The organism is Pseudomonas sp. LBUM1678 (genome assembly GCF_059695575.1).
Genome location: NZ_CP166775.1, coordinates 3683268 through 3701020, shown reverse-complemented (window position 1 = coordinate 3701020; position 17753 = coordinate 3683268). Strand labels below are relative to the sequence as shown.

General features: G+C 54.2%; 14 protein-coding genes. 10 read left to right on the top strand and 4 right to left on the bottom strand.

Going from position 1 to position 17753, the window contains the following annotated elements:
• Positions 1 to 4 precede the first annotated feature (4 nt).
• Positions 5 to 970, bottom strand: coding sequence for a glycine betaine/L-proline ABC transporter permease ProW (gene proW / locus ACA070_RS16740; RefSeq protein WP_497447540.1), 966 nt, complete (start codon positions 968 to 970; stop codon positions 5 to 7).
• Positions 971 to 1018: 48 nt separating this feature from the next.
• Complete coding sequence (locus ACA070_RS16735) at positions 1019 to 2056, bottom strand: quaternary amine ABC transporter ATP-binding protein (protein ID WP_497447539.1); 1038 nt, start codon at positions 2054 to 2056, stop codon at positions 1019 to 1021.
• Positions 2057 to 2506: 450 nt separating this feature from the next.
• Here ACA070_RS16735 and ACA070_RS16730 point away from each other — a divergent pair, with 450 nt between their 5' ends.
• Complete coding sequence (locus ACA070_RS16730) at positions 2507 to 3469, top strand: LysR family transcriptional regulator (RefSeq protein WP_497447538.1); 963 nt, start codon at positions 2507 to 2509, stop codon at positions 3467 to 3469.
• A gap of 104 nt (positions 3470 to 3573) precedes the next feature.
• Here ACA070_RS16730 and ACA070_RS16725 read toward each other — a convergent pair whose 3' ends face one another.
• Positions 3574 to 4809: an aromatic ring-hydroxylating oxygenase subunit alpha gene (locus tag ACA070_RS16725; RefSeq protein WP_497447537.1), complete on the bottom strand. Its 1236-nt coding sequence runs from the start codon at positions 4807 to 4809 to the stop codon at positions 3574 to 3576.
• 711 nt (positions 4810 to 5520) lie between these two features.
• Here ACA070_RS16725 and ACA070_RS16720 point away from each other — a divergent pair.
• The 6 genes from ACA070_RS16720 (at position 5521) to ACA070_RS16695 (ending at position 12486) form a co-directional block, all read left to right on the top strand.
• Positions 5521 to 6432, top strand: coding sequence for a dihydrodipicolinate synthase family protein (locus tag ACA070_RS16720; RefSeq protein ID WP_497447536.1), 912 nt, complete (start codon positions 5521 to 5523; stop codon positions 6430 to 6432).
• On the top strand, positions 6425 to 7942 hold the full coding sequence (locus ACA070_RS16715; protein WP_497447535.1) for an aldehyde dehydrogenase: 1518 nt from the start codon (positions 6425 to 6427) through the stop codon (positions 7940 to 7942). The genes ACA070_RS16720 and ACA070_RS16715 overlap by 8 nt, the downstream gene beginning before the upstream one ends.
• Positions 7939 to 9285 carry an NAD(P)/FAD-dependent oxidoreductase gene (locus tag ACA070_RS16710; protein ID WP_497447534.1) on the top strand — a complete coding sequence of 449 codons (1347 nt, stop codon included), beginning with the start codon at positions 7939 to 7941 and terminating at the stop codon, positions 9283 to 9285. Before ACA070_RS16715 ends, ACA070_RS16710 begins: the two co-directional genes overlap by 4 nt.
• Before the next feature lie 238 nt (positions 9286 to 9523).
• Complete coding sequence (locus ACA070_RS16705) at positions 9524 to 10537, top strand: GlxA family transcriptional regulator (protein WP_497447533.1); 1014 nt, start codon at positions 9524 to 9526, stop codon at positions 10535 to 10537.
• Between the two features lie 475 nt (positions 10538 to 11012).
• Complete coding sequence (locus ACA070_RS16700; RefSeq protein ID WP_497451963.1) at positions 11013 to 11720, top strand: TetR/AcrR family transcriptional regulator; 708 nt, start codon at positions 11013 to 11015, stop codon at positions 11718 to 11720.
• Positions 11710 to 12486, top strand: a complete 777-nt coding sequence (locus ACA070_RS16695; protein WP_497447532.1) for a pyrroline-5-carboxylate reductase family protein — start codon at positions 11710 to 11712, stop codon at positions 12484 to 12486. The genes ACA070_RS16700 and ACA070_RS16695 overlap by 11 nt, the downstream gene beginning before the upstream one ends.
• A gap of 103 nt (positions 12487 to 12589) precedes the next feature.
• On the opposite strand, the gene ACA070_RS16690 is transcribed toward ACA070_RS16695, so the two are convergent.
• Complete coding sequence (locus ACA070_RS16690) at positions 12590 to 14626, bottom strand: oxidoreductase (protein ID WP_497451962.1); 2037 nt, start codon at positions 14624 to 14626, stop codon at positions 12590 to 12592.
• 361 nt (positions 14627 to 14987) lie between these two features.
• Between ACA070_RS16690 and ACA070_RS16685 the strand changes: the two genes are divergently transcribed.
• From ACA070_RS16685 to ACA070_RS16675, 3 genes are all read left to right on the top strand, one after another.
• Positions 14988 to 15968 carry an isopenicillin N synthase family dioxygenase gene (locus ACA070_RS16685; protein ID WP_497447531.1) on the top strand — a complete coding sequence of 327 codons (981 nt, stop codon included), beginning with the start codon at positions 14988 to 14990 and terminating at the stop codon, positions 15966 to 15968.
• Positions 15969 to 15978: 10 nt separating this feature from the next.
• Positions 15979 to 16905, top strand: a complete 927-nt coding sequence (locus ACA070_RS16680) for a 2-hydroxyacid dehydrogenase (protein ID WP_497447530.1) — start codon at positions 15979 to 15981, stop codon at positions 16903 to 16905.
• Positions 16906 to 17096: 191 nt separating this feature from the next.
• Entirely contained in the window at positions 17097 to 17405 is a 309-nt protein-coding gene (locus tag ACA070_RS16675; RefSeq protein ID WP_497447529.1) for a hypothetical protein, read from the top strand.
• Positions 17406 to 17753: the final 348 nt, after the last annotated feature.

Here is a 17753-nt window from a genome sequence, read left to right as displayed (position 1 = left end):
CGGGTTAACTTTCTTTGGGACTAACTTCTATTTTTGTAACTGCATTTTTTCTTTTCAGACGATAAAAGACACCCGCCGGGCCGGTCTGGTACCAGCGCTCACCTTTGGTTGCTCTGTTACTGCGCTCGCCCATTGCCTGGGTCAGGCGGTCAAGGAAAATTGCCAGCAATACCAGGCCCAGGCCACCGACGGTTGCCAAGCCCATATCAAGTCGGCCAATCCCGCGAAGCACCATCATCCCCAACCCGCCAACCGAAATCATTGACGCGATCACCACCATCGAAAGTGACAACATTAATGCCTGATTCAGGCCCGCCATGATCGTCGGTGCCGCTAAAGGAAGTTGAACTCTCCTCAGCATCTGGCGAGGGGTACAACCGAAAGCACGGGCGGCCTCAACCTTATCTTCCGGCACTTGCCGAATTCCCAGATTAGTGAGCCTGACGAGTGGTGCTACCGAAAAGATGATCGTGACCAGTACACCCGGTACGTTGCCGATACCGAACAGCATCACGACGGGCACCAGATAAACAAATGCAGGCAGCGTTTGCATTGCGTCGAGTACTGGACGCAGAAGCATCTCGAGTCTGTCACTACGGGCACACAGGACACCCAGCGGTATGCCGATAACTGCGCAGAAAAACAGTGAAGTGAGCACCAGCGCGAGGGTAATCATGGCGTCATGCCAGACGCCGATTACCCCTAAAAGAGATAGCGTCACGAAGCACAGAATGCCTATTTTTCTTCCGCCTACCTGCCAGCCAAAGAGCGTCGCGATAGTAATGAATATTGACGGAGGAATAGCCAGCAATCCGTACTGAATACCATTAAGTACCTGGTCGATAGGCCATCTTATCGAACGAAATATCTCGCGGAAATTTTGGACCATATAATTCAGGGCAACTTCTACCCATTGGCCCAACGGGATGTTAATGGATTGAAACGGGTCTAGAAAACTGAATTCGTTCATGCTTACCACCTGAATGTCCGAACCTGGCTAGCCAGCAAATAGAGACTGTTAGTGACGGCTCATTGTCTGGAGCAACAGGCTCTTGGAGATCGTGCCTTTGAACACACCCTGGCGATCCAGCACGGCCACTGGATTGACGGCGTCAGCAACAATGTGAAAGACATCCTGCAGGAGTACGTCGTCGCGCAGCGTAGGCGTGGATTGGTCCATGGCATACGGATGCTCTGCACAAATCCTGGCAACATCGCCAGCCTTGAGGATCTTCGAGGCGTCGAAACCTTTGAAGAACGCTTTGACGTAATCGTTCGCCGGGTTGCACAGGAGCTCTTGCGGCGTACCGATCTGTACCACCCGGCCACCCTCCATGATCGCAATGCGATGGCCTATGCGAATCGCCTCGTCAATGTCATGGGAGATGAAGATGATGGTGCGATGTTGTTCTGCCTGCAGGCGGATCAGTTCGCCCTGCATTTCGTGGCGAATCAACGGATCGAGTGCCGAGAAGGCTTCGTCCATCAGCAGGATAGAAGGGTCATTGGCCAGCGCTCGAGCCAGGCCTACGCGTTGTTGCATGCCGCCCGACAGTTGGTGTGGATAGCTGTAGGCGTGGCCATCGAGCCCCACCTGTTTGAGTGCCTCGAGTGCACGTTTATGCCGCTCACTCTCCTGGACACCGGAGATTTCCAGTCCGAAAGCAACGTTGTCGATCACACTCATGTGGGGCATCAGCGCGAACGACTGAAACACCATGCTCATGTCTTTGCGACGGACGTTAAGAAGATCAGCGTCCGAGAGACCGGTGATTTCCCGGCCGTTAAGATGGATCGTTCCGGAGGTTGGCTCGATCAGTCGATTGAACAACCGTACCATCGTCGACTTTCCAGAGCCGGAAAGCCCCATGATGACGAAAATCTCTCCACGTTTTACGGAGAAACTGGCATCAAAAACGCCGACGACTTGACCGGTTTTGCTGAAAATTTCATTTTTATCAGCACCGCGAGCCAGCATATCCATCGCGAGCTTCGGCTCAGCACCAAAGACTTTATAAATGTTTTTTACCGAGAGTATCTCGTCACCAAGACTCATAACCCCTCCTGCTGCAAATACAACGTAAGATCAAGAATTTAGACTTATGTATCTTGATCAGTTAAGACGGTGCTTGTGGGGGCAGTCAAGCTGGGAGAAAGGTTGGGAATTAGTCATTGTGACCATCCTCTTTATTATGTTTGATGTTTATTATTCTTGTTTTATCGGCGCTGAATTGAGCAGTTCCTTAAGACCCAAGTTATTACCTTATAGAGTCAGCGTCTAACAACATTTCTTCTTACCAATCAATAACGTCATGTTATCAATCAATTTATTATGTCCATTTGCGACTGTGGCAGTGCTGGTTACGAAGACGACTGCCGCTGGCCCTGTCTTAGAACCTCTGTTTCAGCTACGCTCCAGCGTAGTCTCTAGGTGGAACCCTCTTGCCGAGCTCGTCCCAAATGGCCTTTAAAAGGGCCCCGAACTGGATATTCAATACTTTAGGTTATGGTTAAGCACATCGATCCAGATATGACGCTGCTGAAAATGCCGTCTCTGAAAGCCGTGAAGTCATTTGTAGCAGCCGCCAAATATCAGAGTTTTACGCGTGCGGCGGAAGCACTGTGCGTTACGCAAGCGGCAATCAGCCGTCAGATTCGGGAGCTTGAGGCGTACCTTGGCGTGGATCTTTTCAAGAGGGTGGGTCGGGCGGTCGAGTTGACGGAAGCCGGCACCATTTTTTTTGATGCTGCTCAGCTTTCTTTCGTCAACATTTCCCAGGCGGCGGAACGCATTCGCACCAACAATGCCGGCAAGCGCACGTTGACGCTTTGCTGTTCTCCAGCGTTTTCAGCCCTCTGGCTTGCAGCCAAGCTGCCGGGTTTTTTTACCAAGAACGCAGACATCGACCTCAATCTGGTCACCACTCAAAATTTTCTGTCGATGGAACCGGGTGTAACACCGGACATCTTCATCACAAAAATGGCCAGGATTCAGGATGGTTACCGCAGTTATCCGTTGTTTCATGATGTCATCTACCCGGTGTGTACGCCTCGTTACAAAGAGGAGCACCCTGAGCTGTCCAGCCTGGAAGGATTGCGCGACGGGGTTTTGCTAAACCTCAGTCCCTATGGCAGATCCCAGGTAGCGGAGCACGTTGACTGGGGCGTTTGGCTGGCTTATCACGATGTTGATATTGAGAAACGACCCCACGATAGCCCTCACGTTTTCAACGCGAACGACTACAACCTGGTAATCAGCATGGTGTTGACCCATCAGGGTGTAGCCCTCGGATGGAATCACCTGGTTGCAAACCTGATCGAAAACGGCACGCTGATTCGGCCAATAGAAGAGGAAGTGGTTCTCCATGAAAGTCAGCACTATCTGACCTTTCGTGAAGACCGGATCAATGACGACGCCTGTTGCCGGCTACGCGACTGGATTCTCGCCCAGTTTTCCAGAGATGTTTAAAAGATAGGAGTAATGGCGAAGCAGTAACTCGGATTACGAGGAGGGGAGAGGTTGGGTGTGCCGGTGGTGATCATTCGTGGTTCTAACCACCGGCGGTGTTGCACTTAGCCGACAGATCTTAACGGGATCGTGTCATTGAGCTGCTCAAGCATCGTTTTGCAGTACCAATCATCAAATTGGCACACACCAATTTCGCTGGCCACCGACAACGGGCCTGGCTCGAAAGCTGGAGAGCTGACGCCCACCTGTGCGCCTTCAACCAAGGTGCGATCCTGGTCATTGGTTGCAAGCCAAACCTTGGTCAGGCGATCGATGTCGTAGTCGACACCTTCCTGTGCGTTCTTCTTGACGATCCATTTTGTAGTGACCAACGTCTCGCCTGGACCGATGGGCAGCACGCGGAAGCTCAGCGCGTGATCGCCCAGAAAGTGGTTCCAGGTTGATGGGTAGTTGAAATAAAGCAGCGCACCAATGTTAGCTTCACCGGTTGTGTCCAGCCGACCAGCGACCGCAGGCTTGCCATCCATTGTGTAACTGACGGCCCCGGAAAACAGTGGTATGCGCGTCATTCGGAAACGGCCTTCATCATCCATGACCAATCGGCTAGGCAATCCTGCCGCTTCGCAGCGATCCCAGTGCTCTTTGAGTTCGAGATCCTCTTCGCCGCCAGCGCCGCCCACTGATGGGTTGTCCACGAATGAGTGCATCAATTCCGGGTGAGTACAATCGCAGTGGTAGCACTCACGGTTGTTCTCGAAAACCAGTTTCCAGTTGCCTTTCTCAATGATGTTCGACTCAAACGCGACTTTGCAGTCGTCCAGGTTATGAGGCGCAACGAAAGGCGTGACGGATTTTCTGAACGACGAAAAGTCTGGGGCGACATCAGCTACGCACACATAGATGTACGTTTCGACGACCTCACAATGCACGGACTTCAACCCATGCTGAGACTTGTCAAAATCCTCCCCCATGTTTCCGGCGAAAAGCAGTCTGCCATCCAGCTCGAACGTCCATTTGTGGTAAGGGCACACCAGCTTGGCGACCTTGCCGCTGGCTTCCGGGCACACCTTGGAGCCGCGATGGCGGCAGGAGTTGTGGAAGGCCCGAATCTGTTTGTCTCCGCCACGGACGACCGCGACAGGGTAATCACCGATTTGCAGCGACATGTACTGACCCGACTTCTCCAGCTCAAATGTGTGCCCTGCGAAGATCCAGCTTTTGTGCCAGATCTGTTCCAGATCCTGCCTGTAAACGTCTGGATCGCTATAAAGGGCACCTGGCAGCGCGTGGTCAGGCTTGCGCTGCGCGATTAGATTTGAAACTGCCGATTTAGTGCTCACGGTCAACACACTCCAAAATACCAAGGGGGCGACACGTTCAACCTGCTCAGCGAGATGAGGCCAAACGGTCTTGAGTTCGCAGTACCGTCTGTGGATGCAAGCCCATCAAACCGTGCTGCTCTATCCGCGAACCGGAACGGTTTGCCACGTCCAGGAAGCGCCTTTAATGCAGATGTTTGCATCAACAGCCATATTTCTACAGCACCTTAATTCGAGCCCGGGCAAACAGATCCTAACTAATGGGACGAATGTACGAGAAATCCGATTATTCAGTTTTTCGGTAGAATATCGCCGTTGTAAGGCTACGACGACATTCATGCATCAACAAGAAACATTTACTCTTATCAATGCATAAACAAATGTTATCGATCGACGTCGCGGCTTCAGCGTGGAAATCTTAAGTTGTTGATATTCAACGACAAATAATTTTCGCTGTTAAGCGATGCGACCCTTCGTAAGTGTATACGGGAGAAATACACTCTATTGACCACCTTCTTGGCCCATGCGAGTCTGGATTCAACAGTTCACCGTACTAGTTGATAACCAAACTTTTGGAGGTCATTTGTGAAAGGCAGCAGAACTGCTCTTTACGAAGACTTTAAATGTCCGATCGTCTGTCCTGTGAAACATAGAAATTTTTATCGAGCCTCAAGGCATCAAGGCTGACGCGCTCGTTGATCTTCCACGCAACTCGCATTCGGAGAATTTATCTTGAAATTTGAAGGTATTTATACGCCAGCAGTAACTCCTCATAAACCTGACAGGGAGATCGACTGGAGTGTGTACTCGGAAGTCTTAGAGTCGCTGATTGAGGCGAAGGTACACGGCATTATTATCGGCGGGTCGACCGGCGAATATTATGCGCAGACTTCGGAAGAGCGAACCGAGCTGGCCGCCTACGCCAAAGATGTCATCGGCACCCGGGTGCAACTGATCGTCAGTACCGGTGCCATTCGCACCGAAGATGCCGTTCAGTACGCGAAGGAGGCCAAAGCAATCAAAGCGGACGCCATTCTCGTCACTTCTCCGCCATACGCGCTGCCAACCTCCCAGGAAAACGCGATCCACGCATTGACCATCGATCGCGCCGCCAACTTGCCGATCATGCTTTACAACTACCCGGGTCGCATGTGCGTTTCGATGGATGAGGAATACCTCACCCGAGTGAGCGAATCGAAAAACGTCATTGCCATCAAGGAAAGCTCCGGCGATATGGGGCGTGTGCATCTGCTCGCTCGCGAGTATCCGAACATCGGCCTGTCATGTGGCTGGGACGATCAAGCGCTTGAGTTCTTCGCATGGGGTGCCAGAAGTTGGGTGTGCGCAGGTTCAAACTTCCTGCCCAAGGAACACGTGGCGCTTTATGAAGCCTGTGTGATCGAGAAGAACTTCGACAAAGGCCGTCAAATCATGTCGGCAATGATGCCGCTGATGAATGCTCTGGACGGCGGCAAGTTCGTGCAGTCGATCAAGTACGGTTGCGAGTTTGCCGGGTTGAAAGTAGGCGACGTGCGCTTGCCGCTTCAGCCACTTGAAGCAGAAGAAAAACAAAGCCTTGCCTCGGTCATCGCCGAACTTAAACGTAACGTAGCTAACATTTCTTCGGGAGCCAGCCATGGGTGATCTTCTGAGCAAGGCCGAATATGTCGCTCTGGCCAAAGACATTTCGTTGCCATCCAAGGCGTTCATCAATGGCGCGTTTAAACCCGCGATCTCTGGCAAAACCTTCGCCACGAACAATCCGGCGACCGGTGACTTTTTAACCGACGTCGCAGCTTGTTCGTCCGAAGATGTCGACTTCGCGGTAAGTAATGCCAAGGTGGCCTTTGAGGATGGACGCTGGAGATCTATTTCTCCTCGGGAGCGCAAAGCGGTTCTGTTGAAGTTTGCAAGCCTGCTTGAAAGCCATCAACACGAACTGGCCGTCCTCGAAAGCCTTGATAGCGGCAAACCGGTCAGTGAATGTCAGTTGGTCGACATCCCTGACACCATCCACACGATCCGCTGGCACGCAGAACTGATCGACAAGATTTATGACAACACTGCCCCGGTTGGCAGCGACGCGCTGACTATGGTGGTCCGGGAGCCCATCGGCGTGGTGGGCTGCGTACTGCCCTGGAACTTCCCGCTGCTGATGCTGGCCTGGAAAATCGGCCCGGCGCTGGCAGCAGGTTGCTCGGTGATCGTCAAACCGGCTGAACAAACCTCGCTGACCACGTTGCGTGTCGCTCAGCTGGCGTTTGAAGCCGGTATACCCGCTGGTGTACTGAACATTGTGACCGGCACGGGCAAAGACGTCGGTGAACCGATCGGCCTGCATCACGACGTCGACATGGTGAGCTTCACCGGCTCTACCGCGACCGGTCGCCGATTCCTGCACTACGCCGCCGATTCGAACCTGAAACGCATCGTCCTTGAATGCGGCGGAAAGAACCCGGCCGTGGTGATGGACGATGCGCAAAACCTCGATGTCGTCGCTCAGCATGTCGTCAACGGCGCGTTCTGGAACATGGGCGAGAACTGCTCTGCAACCTCGCGCCTGATCGTCCACGCCTCTGTTAAAGACGAACTGCTGGAGCGCATGGGCGCCTACATCCGCGAATGGAAGATGGGCGATCCGCTCGATCCGGTAAACCGCGTAGGGTCGCTGGTCAGTCCTGAGCATTTCGCAAAAGTGAAGTCGTACCTTGAGCACGCCGCCGCCGGAAAGCTTCAAGTTGTTTACGGCGGCGCGACCAAAGACGGTGCCTTCGTAGAGCCAACCGTGATTGACGGTGTCGGTCGAGACAACCGGCTGTTCCAGGAAGAGATCTTCGGCCCGATTCTTTCGGTCACTACCTTCAACACGCTCTCCGAAGCCATTGCCTTGGCCAATGACACGGTGTACGGCCTGGCAGCCTCGGTTTATACCGGCAGCCTGCGTCGGGCGATCAAGTTGTCGCGGGAAATTCGTGCCGGCATCGTCACTGTCAACTGCTTTGGCGAGGGTGATGCGTCGACGCCATTCGGCGGCTACAAAGAGTCGGGCTTCGGCGGTCGGGACAAATCCATTTTTGCCCATGACCAGTACACCGAAATCAAAACAATCTGGATCGATGTCTCTGATCGGTCGGATGAAGAGACCGAAAAATGAGCACCCATACCATCAAGCGCCTGCCGGTAGACACCGGGGTTTCAGGTTGGGAGGCGATTTCCGCACGCACTGCGCCTGTCCGCATGCTTGATGGAAACGTGACGGCGGATTGGCTGATTATCGGTGCTGGTTTTGCCGGCCTGTCCGCCGCTCGCAGACTTTCACAGTTACACCCGGGTGACAGCATTGTTGTGGTCGATGCTCATGAAGTCGCCAAAGGACCAGCAGGCAGAAACTCTGGCTTCATGATTGATGTGCCGCACAGTCTGTCGTCCGGGGAATATTCCGTGGCCAGTGAGTCTGCAACGGCGCTGGAAATCACCCAAAATCGTTTTGCGATTGATTTCGCTGCGCAGGCGGCACGCGAGTACGGTATGTCCGCAGACACGTTCGACCCATCAGGGAAGATCAACGCGGCCGCCACTGAACGGGGATTGAAGCTGAACGTCAATTACGCCAAATCCCTTGAACGTATTGGCGAGAAGTTCGAGATGTTTGATGCCGCGCAAATGCGTAAAATCACCGGTTCCACCTATTACCACGGTGGGATCTATACCCCCGGCGCAGTGTTGATTCAACCCGCGCAATACATCCGGGACCTGGCAGCAGGGCTCGTAGGGAAAATCACGCTGTTTGAACGCTCTCCCATTATTGAATTGACCAAGAAGGGAAGTGGTTGGAGCGCTCGATCTCATAATGGGACGGTGCACGCACCCAAGGTCATCCTGGGGGTTAACGGCCACATTGAAGACTTTGGCCATTATCAAGGACGTCTGCTGCACGTCTTCACTTACGCCTCCATGACGGCCGCTTACAGTGATGATGAGTTCAAGAAAGACGTCCCTGGCAATGCTAAATGGGCATTGTTGCCGGCTGATCCAATGGGAGCGACCGTTCGCAAGATCTCTTCAGACGGTCTCTCGCGTATCGTCATCCGGACAAAGTTCACCTATGACCCGAGTATTCAGGTCACTCCAGAGCGTGTAGCTGCGGTCGCTCAAGAACAGAGACATTCCCTGGATGCACGCTTTCCCGAATTGAAATCCACTGCGTTGGAGTTCAGTTGGGCCGGACGGCTATGCCTGAGTCGTAACAGCGCCGCTGCATTTGGCGAGATTGAAGAAAACCTGTATTCGGCTTGCTGCGAAAATGGACTGGGCACAGTCAAGAGTACCCTCGCAGGCGTGATGGCTGCGGAGTTGGCATCGGGTACGCGTTCGGAGTTTCTCGATAGCTTCAGTCACGCACCAGGCCCCAGCAAGCTCCCCCCCAAGATAATAACGAAACTGGGCGTCAGTTCGGTTATTCGCTGGCATGAGTTTTGGGCCGGGCGAGAAGGTTAACAAGTTTAAGTCGTCGGCTTTTGCAATAAAGGCCGTTAAACAAGTCACTAATAAGAACGGAACAATCCTTGAAGAATATTTGGAAGGCATTCTGCGCGCTCGCGTTTGTGGGCTTGATGAGTTTGCAGGCACACGCTAAAGAAAAAAACATAGTAATCGGTTGATTCTTCGGAAGCGCGGATTCAACTGTGATTTGCACAAAGGCTGCGTTCGTCAGTGTAAAAAAGCGAGGCGTAAAGTGATCGAACGACGAGATTTCAGCGGGTGTATGAAGGGTAAAAACCTGCGCTATCTGGAAGAGACTCGGAGTGAGCCGACGGCTCATGCTCGAGCAGGATTTTTACTTCTCGAAAACTTCTCGTTGCCTGCATTTACGCAAGCGCTCGATACGATTGTCACTGCCAACCTGTTGCGTCCCTCGTTGTTCTCTTCACGAACCTTCGGGTTGCAGGACGGAGAGGTCACCAGCGACCTTGGCCTGGTGATTCGACCGGATGGGCGTTTGCACATCGCAGCACTCAAAGACCTGAATCTGTTGGTCATATGCGGTGGCTACCGTACGGAACTCAAAGTCAATCACGAGCTGATCAGCATCCTCAAAACAGCATCGGAACTGGGTATCACACTGGCCGGGCTGTGGAACGGGGCTTGGTTTTTGGGCGTGTCAGGTTTGCTTGAAGGGTATCGTTGTGCGATTCACCCCGAGCACCGACCCGCGCTCGCAGAAATTTCAAAAGTCACGCATGTCACCAGTGAAGCATTTGTCATGGATCGCGACCGGCTCACGGCTTCGAGTCCGGCGGGTGCTTTTCATATGGCCCTGGAGTGGATCAAGGGGTTGCACGGCAAGGCGCTTGTCGAGGGCATCGAAGACATTCTTTCTTTCGAAGAGTCGCGATATCGGCGGATCAAACCGACGCAGAACATCTCGTTGAGCGCCCCCCTAAAGGAAGTGGTCAAGCTGATGGACGCCAACCTTGAAGAGCCGCTGCAGATGGACCAACTGGCGGTCTATGCCGGACGTTCCCGTCGACAAATAGAGCGCTTGTTCAAGGAACAGCTGGGTACCACACCGCAACGGTATTACCTGGAATTACGCATTACCGAAGCACGGCGATTGCTTCAGCACACAGAGCTGTCTCAGGTTGATGTGCTGGTCGCATGCGGCTTTGTTTCCCCGAGCCATTTCAGCAAATGCTACAGCTCGTATTTTGGTTATCGGCCTTCGAGAGAAACGCGGCTGGTGAAGTAAAGAACGCCTGACCAATCCTTTGTGACCGGCAGTGAAAGCATTCATGAATGCCCAGTCGGCAGCCATGCCCGCGTCTGATACGGACAAACAAATTCTCGCGTTTTTCACCGGGCTTGCCCTGAGCCATCCGTCCTATACCTACGTCTCCTATGGGCCGTGGTGGATGGCGCTATCCGCGCCCGCAGCCCCCAGGATTGGGCCTCACGATTGATCGGGACGTCATCGGTGAACCCGTAGCGGTATATCGCTGAGTGGACCTCCAGCCGCGCGGCGCAAGAAGTACTTTGTGCGCCGCGTTTTTTTGTTTGGAGTCCGTACTTTTTCGACCAGTCAATTGATTCGGCTTCATTGATCGCGTGCTCACTTGATTTGACGATCAAGCGTCTCGAAAATGTACGCCTATGTACATGCCGTGTACGCCAAAGATTCCGGGGTGTACAGTGGCGAAGAATTTTCAAAGAAAGGTGCAACCCCGATGTCGCAGACAGGAAGGGCGAAAACCAAAGCGCAGGACGCAGGCTGGCGAGGCTCTGTCGATGGTTGGCTGGACGCGGCCTACGATGCTCTTAAAGAGTCGGGTGTGGACGCTGTGCGGGTGATGCCGCTGGCCAAACGCTTGAATTTGTCTCGCACCAGTTTCTACTGGTTCTATGAAGATCGGGAGCAGTTGCTCGTGGCACTCCTGGCTCGATGGCGGGACAAGAATACCGGCGGTATGGTCAGCCAATGTGAGAGTTATGCAGAGAGTATTTCCGAAGCGATTCTCAACGTCTTCGAGTGCTGGGTGAATCCTGAGCTGTTCGACTCGCAATTCGAATTTGCCGTGCGCAGTTGGGCGCTGCAATCGGACGAGGTCACTGCTGAAATCGCTCTGGCCGATGAGGCGCGGATGAATGCCCTGGCCGCTATGTTCCGACGGTTTGGCTACGACGGCGAGGGGGCCGACGTTCGGGCCAGGACAATCTACCTGACGCAGATCGGCTACATCTCCATGAAAACCAGTGAAGACATCGTCATACGATTTCGACGGATTCCTCAGTACGTGAGCGTGTTTACCGGCAAGGTACCGAAGCGGCGCGAGCTGGACCGCTTTTATGGAAAGTTCGGCTATGCGGAAAAAGAGCACGGCGTTTTCGTTCCCTTGGTAGAAACGTTCGAGGAGTCCCCGGCCGATGGAGAGTAGAACCCTGGGCATCATCGGAGGTACTGGCTGGCTGGGGCGTGCAATCGCCGAGGCGCTGCTCGCTAGCGGGTTCGTCGAGCCTGACCGGTTGTTGATCTCGAACCGCTCCGGCGTTAGTACCTTCGAGCCTGGCGTGAGACTGCTGGCCGATAACCAGCAATTGGTGGATCTCAGCGATATTGTCGTGCTGTCTATCCGTCCGGAGCAGTTTCGTGAACTGCAGATCAACGCCCGCGGCAAGCTGATGATTTCTCTGATGGCCGGAGTTCCTGCGGCAACCATCAGCGCAGCAACGGGTGCGGATGTCATAGTGCGAGCCATGCCGAATGCGGCCGTGGAAATCAGGCAGTCGTTCACGCCCTGGCACTGTGTCGGAAACCTTGTTGAACGTGACCGCCAGTGGGTGCAGCGACTGTTCGAGTGCGTAGGTTCGGCGGACGAAGTGCCTGATGAAGACTGTATTGATTACCTCAGCGCGCTGTCCGGGACTGGCCCGGCCTTCCCGGCAATGTTGCAAATGGCACTGACTAATCAGGCAGTGGCTGCAGGGATTCCCCTTGCCATCGCGCAGCGTGCTGCACAAGGCGTGGTGGTGGGAGGCGGCCAGATGCTTGCCAGCCGCGATCCGCAGCAAATGATTGAGTCGTTGATGGCTTACCGTGGCGTGACGGCGGCAGCGCTGCAGTCGATGGCCGATCAGAACATCGAGTCCATTGTGGGGCGGGCGCTGGAGGCAGGCGCTGAAGTGGCGCGGCGAGGAATGTAGCCGGGGCAGGGGATATGCAGTGAAGGCCCGTTGAAGGGCCTTCACTGTGGAAAGTGTCAAACGGTAGCAGTAATCCCCTGCCACCACGGAAGGAGGCTTGGATTCAGATTTCTTTCACCAGGCGCAAAGCGTCGTAGATGGCCGCGTGGGTGTTGCGAGCAGACACGGCGTCGCCGATCCGGAACAGCTGGAAGCGTCCTTCGGGATTGGTGACGATGTTCTGTGCCGTGCCGGCGATCAGGTTATGTTGCTCTACCGCGCCGCCATTGGTGGAGAGAGGACGCAGGTCGAAGTACAAGTCGTCCAGGGGAAGGGTGCCGTGGTTGACGACCACCTGATCGACCACGCGCTGCTTGTGCACCTGTCCGTAATCGCTGCCAAAGGTTGCAACGAGCCCGCCATCACGTTTTTCCACTGTATCGACCCGATAGGTGACGGTGAAGGTGACGTCCAGGTCCTGCAGGCTACGCATGTAGGGCACCAGGTTCATGGCCATGACTTCAGGTGCAAACGAGCGGTCAGGGGTGACGATCTCCACGGTCGCACCGCTTTGCGCGATGACCTCTGCAGCCTGCAGGGCAGCATGATCCCCCGCATCGTCGAAGATCAGTACGTTGCGACCGGGCTTGATGTCACCGGAAATGATGTCCCAGGTTGAAACCACGAGTTCATTGCCTTCGCGGAGGACCTCGGTATCAGGGAGGCCGCCGGTCGCAACGATGACCACGTCAGGCTCGAAGGCTTGCACAGTGTCGGCTTCGGCCCAGGTGTTGAAGTGAAATTTCACCCCCAGCCGTTCGCATTGCGCCATGCGCCAATCAATGATGCTGATCATCTCGCGACGACGCTCGCTCAGCGCAGTCAGGCGAATTTGCCCGCCTGGTTGGTCAGCCGCTTCAAGCACCGTCACATCATGGCCGCGCTCACCGGCGACCCGTGCCGCTTCCAGCCCGGCAGGGCCGGTACCGACCACCAGCACCTTGCGCTTGACGGCGGCTTGGGGAATGTCATGAGGCATGGTGGTTTCCCGCCCCGTCGCTGCGTTGTGGATGCAGTAGGCCGCGCCGCCCTGGTAGATGCGATCCAGACAATAGTTGGCGCCTACGCACGGGCGAATGTCTTCTTCGCGCTTCTCGATGATTTTGCGCACGATGTGCGGATCGGTCATGTGCGCGCGGGTCATGCCCACCATGTCCACTTTCCCCGAGGCGATCGCGTAGCGCGCCGTGGCCACGTCGGGAATCTTTGCAGCATGGAAGGTCGGGAAGCCTGTTGACGAACGGATCTCGCCAGCGAAGTCGAGATGGGGCGAGTTGCGCATACCCTGAATCGGGATGACATCGGTCAGCCCTGCATCTGTATCGATGTGACCGCGCACGACGTTCAGGAAGTCGACCAGGCCGCTGTCCTTGAGCATGTGAGAAACCTGCATCCCCTCGCTGGCAGTGAAGCCACCGGGCAATTTTTCGTCACCGGTGTAGCGAACCCCGAGCAGAAAATCTTCGCCTACCCGCTGGCGGATGCCACGCAAGATGTCGAAGGTAAAGCGCATGCGGTTATCCAGCGAGCCGCCGTAAGGGCCATCGAGGTCATTGGTCAACGGCGACCAGAATTGGTCCATCAAGTGTCCGTAAGCCTGCAGCTCCAGGCCATCGAGACCTGCCGCCTTCATGCGCTCCGCGGCGTCTACATAGTCCTTGATGATCCGCTCGATGTCCCATTCTTCCATTTTCTTAGGGAAGGAGCGGTGTGAAGCCTCGCGCCGGTGTGACGGCGACACCACCGGTAGCCAGTCGGCCTTGTCCCAGCGGGTGCGACGGCCCAGGTGAGTCAACTGGATCATCACTGCCGCGCCATGTTCGTGGCATTCATCGGTCAGGTCCTTCAACCATCCGACTACTTCGTCCTTGTAGGCCAGCACATTGTTGAACACCGGCGGGCTGTCTCGGGATACGGCAGCGGAACCGGCAGTCATGGTCAGGGCGACGCCGGCTTTGGCGCGCTCCACGTGGTAGGCGCGATAGAGGTCCTTGGGCATGCCGTCCACAGGGTAGGCCGGTTCATGGGAGGTGGTCATGATCCGGTTTCTGAGGGTCAGATTCTTGATTTTGTAGGGTTGCAGCAAGGGATCGCTGGACATCGTGGTGCGCTCCAAAGTGGGCTTCATCAGGCTCGGTGACTTAAAATTAGGATAAATGTACACTTGTGTCACCGATGGCTGACACTGGTGTACATTTTGCTTGCATGCAAAAAAAACCAGGATTAACATCCGTCAAAACCAAGACTGATTTGGCTCGTCCGCGCCTGTCGTCCATCGCATCGATTGATCAGTGCCCGAAGGAGTTACGAAAGTGTTCGCAGCGGTAAACCGCGCCATCGACCCGAACTCAAAAGTAGGTGTTAAAGGTGACGGTTCAGATGTGTTTCATGGGGGTTAAAGAGGGCGCACCCGTGCTTTCTGAAGCTTCGGACTTATTGAAATTTTGGAAAGGAGAGCAAGCGTGACAGAGTTATTTGATATTCGTTTGGCTAGCAAGCAAACAGCTTTTACTGAGATTCCATTCATAGATATATCGTCGCTCATCAACGACGAAAATCCGCTGCAGGTTGCAAACCAAATAGGTGACGCATGCGAAAAGGTGGGTTTTTTTTATATAAAAAACCATGGTATTGACCAGCAATTGATAGATGAGATGTACACGCTTACCAAAAGATTTTTCGAGCTTCCTTATGAGGAGAAAAACAAGCTCAATGTCGTAAATTCCGGGCTCACGCTACGTGGATATATACCGATGTATGCGGAAAACGTTGACCCTGCCAATACCCGAGATTTCAAAGAGTGTTTTGATTGTGGAGCTCACTATGATGAGATTTCTCCGTTCTTTGGGCCTAATCAAATGCCGTCTGCACTGCCGCAATTCGAGAAGATTGCCGAAGCTTATCATTCCGCTGTATTGGCGCTCGCGAGAAAACTCATCGGCGGGATAGCGCTGAGTTTGGGGTTGCCACAAGATTACTTTGAACGTCTTCAACGCAAACCCATCACTATTCAGCGAATTTTGCACTACCCACCCCAGGCCGGAAAGGTTTCTCAAGAGGAGATCGGTATAGGGGCTCATACGGACTATGGTTTCTTGACCGTTCTATCCCAAGACGCAGTTGGAGGTTTACAAGTCAGGAATCGCGCAGGGGAATGGGTTACTGCCCCACCAGTTGAAGGCACTTTTATCGTCAACATTGGTGATCTAGTTCAAACCCTCACCAACGATCGCTACACCTCCACAATGCATCGTGTCATAAATACTAGCGGTCTAGAGCGCTATTCAATACCTTTCTTTATTGATTTGGATTTCGATGCGGTTGTTGAGCCTGTGCCAACCTGCGTGAGTGAGGCTCTACCTGCGAAGTACGAAGCGTACACTTGTGGTCAACACAAATTTAAGCGTTTCGTAGATAGCTATGCGCATCTGAAAGGCGAATAGGGAGTGTTCAATGTGCATCCTATACATGGCCGACCCAGCCGATGCGGAGAAATGGCGAGATTGCCTGTCAACGCTCGCCCCTGAACTAGAGTTCCGCCAATGGCCTGATATCGGTAACCCGGCGGAGGTGCACTACATCCTGGCTTGGAAGCTTCTTGCCGACGTTGCGGAGCAGTTTGGTAATCTTCGACTCCTCTACGCTGCCGGGGCTGGAGTCGACCAGTTTGATCTGACCCGTTTGCCTGCTCACGTGTCGCTAATACGGCTGGTAGATAGCTCTATGGCTGACATCATGGCCGAGTATGTTCTGTTTGGTGTTCTCGCCTTGCATCGAGACATCCTCGCTTACAGAGAGGATCAGCGCAGTGGTCGCTGGCAACCTCGACCAATCGTGCACGCTTCACAGCGGCGTGTCGGTGTCATGGGGGTTGGCAATCTCGGACGCGCCGCGCTTGATCGCCTTCAGCCATTGGGGTTCCCGCTCAGTGGCTGGAATCGTTCTTTGAAGGAGGTGCCAGGTGGCCACTGTTACGTCGGCCCTGACGAACTGGAGGCGTTTTTAGGGCAGTGCGACATCCTTGTGAACATGTTGCCGCTGACTCCCGAAACAGGCGGGATACTCAATGCAGCAAGGCTTAATTGTCTCCCTCATGGCGCTGGACTGATTAACGTGGGACGTGGCGCTCACGTTATAGAAGCGGCTCTGCTTTCTGCGTTAGATGAAGGCCGTCTCGGAGGTGCTGTACTGGATGTCCTGGTACAAGAGCCTCCCTCTCAAGACAACCCACTCTGGAAACACCCTCGAGTGTTCTTGACCCCTCATATTGCAAGCGATGTGCAGATTGAAGGTGGTGTGGCGTTGATAGTTGAGAACCTCCAAAGAGAGTGCGAAGGAATGCCTCTCTTGAATGTGGTTGATCGGTCTAAAGGCTATTAGATTTCGTGTTGCAGGGGAGCTGCTCGCAGCCTTGTGAGTTGTTACTGGTGCTCGGCGCAGGGGCGGTCGCTCGGTCACTGACATACGCCTACTTGCACATCCGTCCTTCGATTCGCCAGGTCCTGCTGTGGAATCGTTCGCCGGAGAAATTGCTGTAAGCCTGCACTGACTTGCAGCGCCGGGGCATTGAGGTGACCATCGTGCAGGATTTGAACGAGGCGATAGCCCGGGCCGATATCATCAGCTCGGCTACCAGCTCTTCTGCTCCGCTGATCCTCGGATCCCACGTGCGGCCGGGTACTCACGTTGACCTGGTCGTCGGTTTCCGTCCGGACATGCAGGAGGTGGATAACGAGTTACTGGGCAAGGCGCGGATTTTTGTCGATGACCGCCAGTCAGCTGCAGTGGCGGGAGATATCCTGATTCCGTTGGAAGCGGAAGCGATCAGTGATATGCAGATCGAGCGGGATCTTATCGATCTGTCAATTGCTGGCCTTTGAACGGGGTGAGGAGGAGATCACCGTGTGCACTGGTACCGCTGAAGCCAATCACCACCAGAATTAGCTAGGAGCAGAGCCCAGTCGACTGCCATGGAAATTTCTCCTTGGTTTCTCTTGAAACATATAAAAACAAGTCCAGGATTAAGTCTTTTCCTGCTTCGGGAGGAAAATAAATCCCCTAAATTTCAATGGGTCGAACGCCAGGTGCAAGTCTCGTTTCCCGCTCCAAGATTCACAAAAAACGCCACTCAATGAGTGCGTTTTTTTTGTTCGTGACATTTACAAGCGGCATTGTCATCACTGTCGGCATCTGCCCATGCATGCTCAGAATGGAATCTCGTCTCAGCA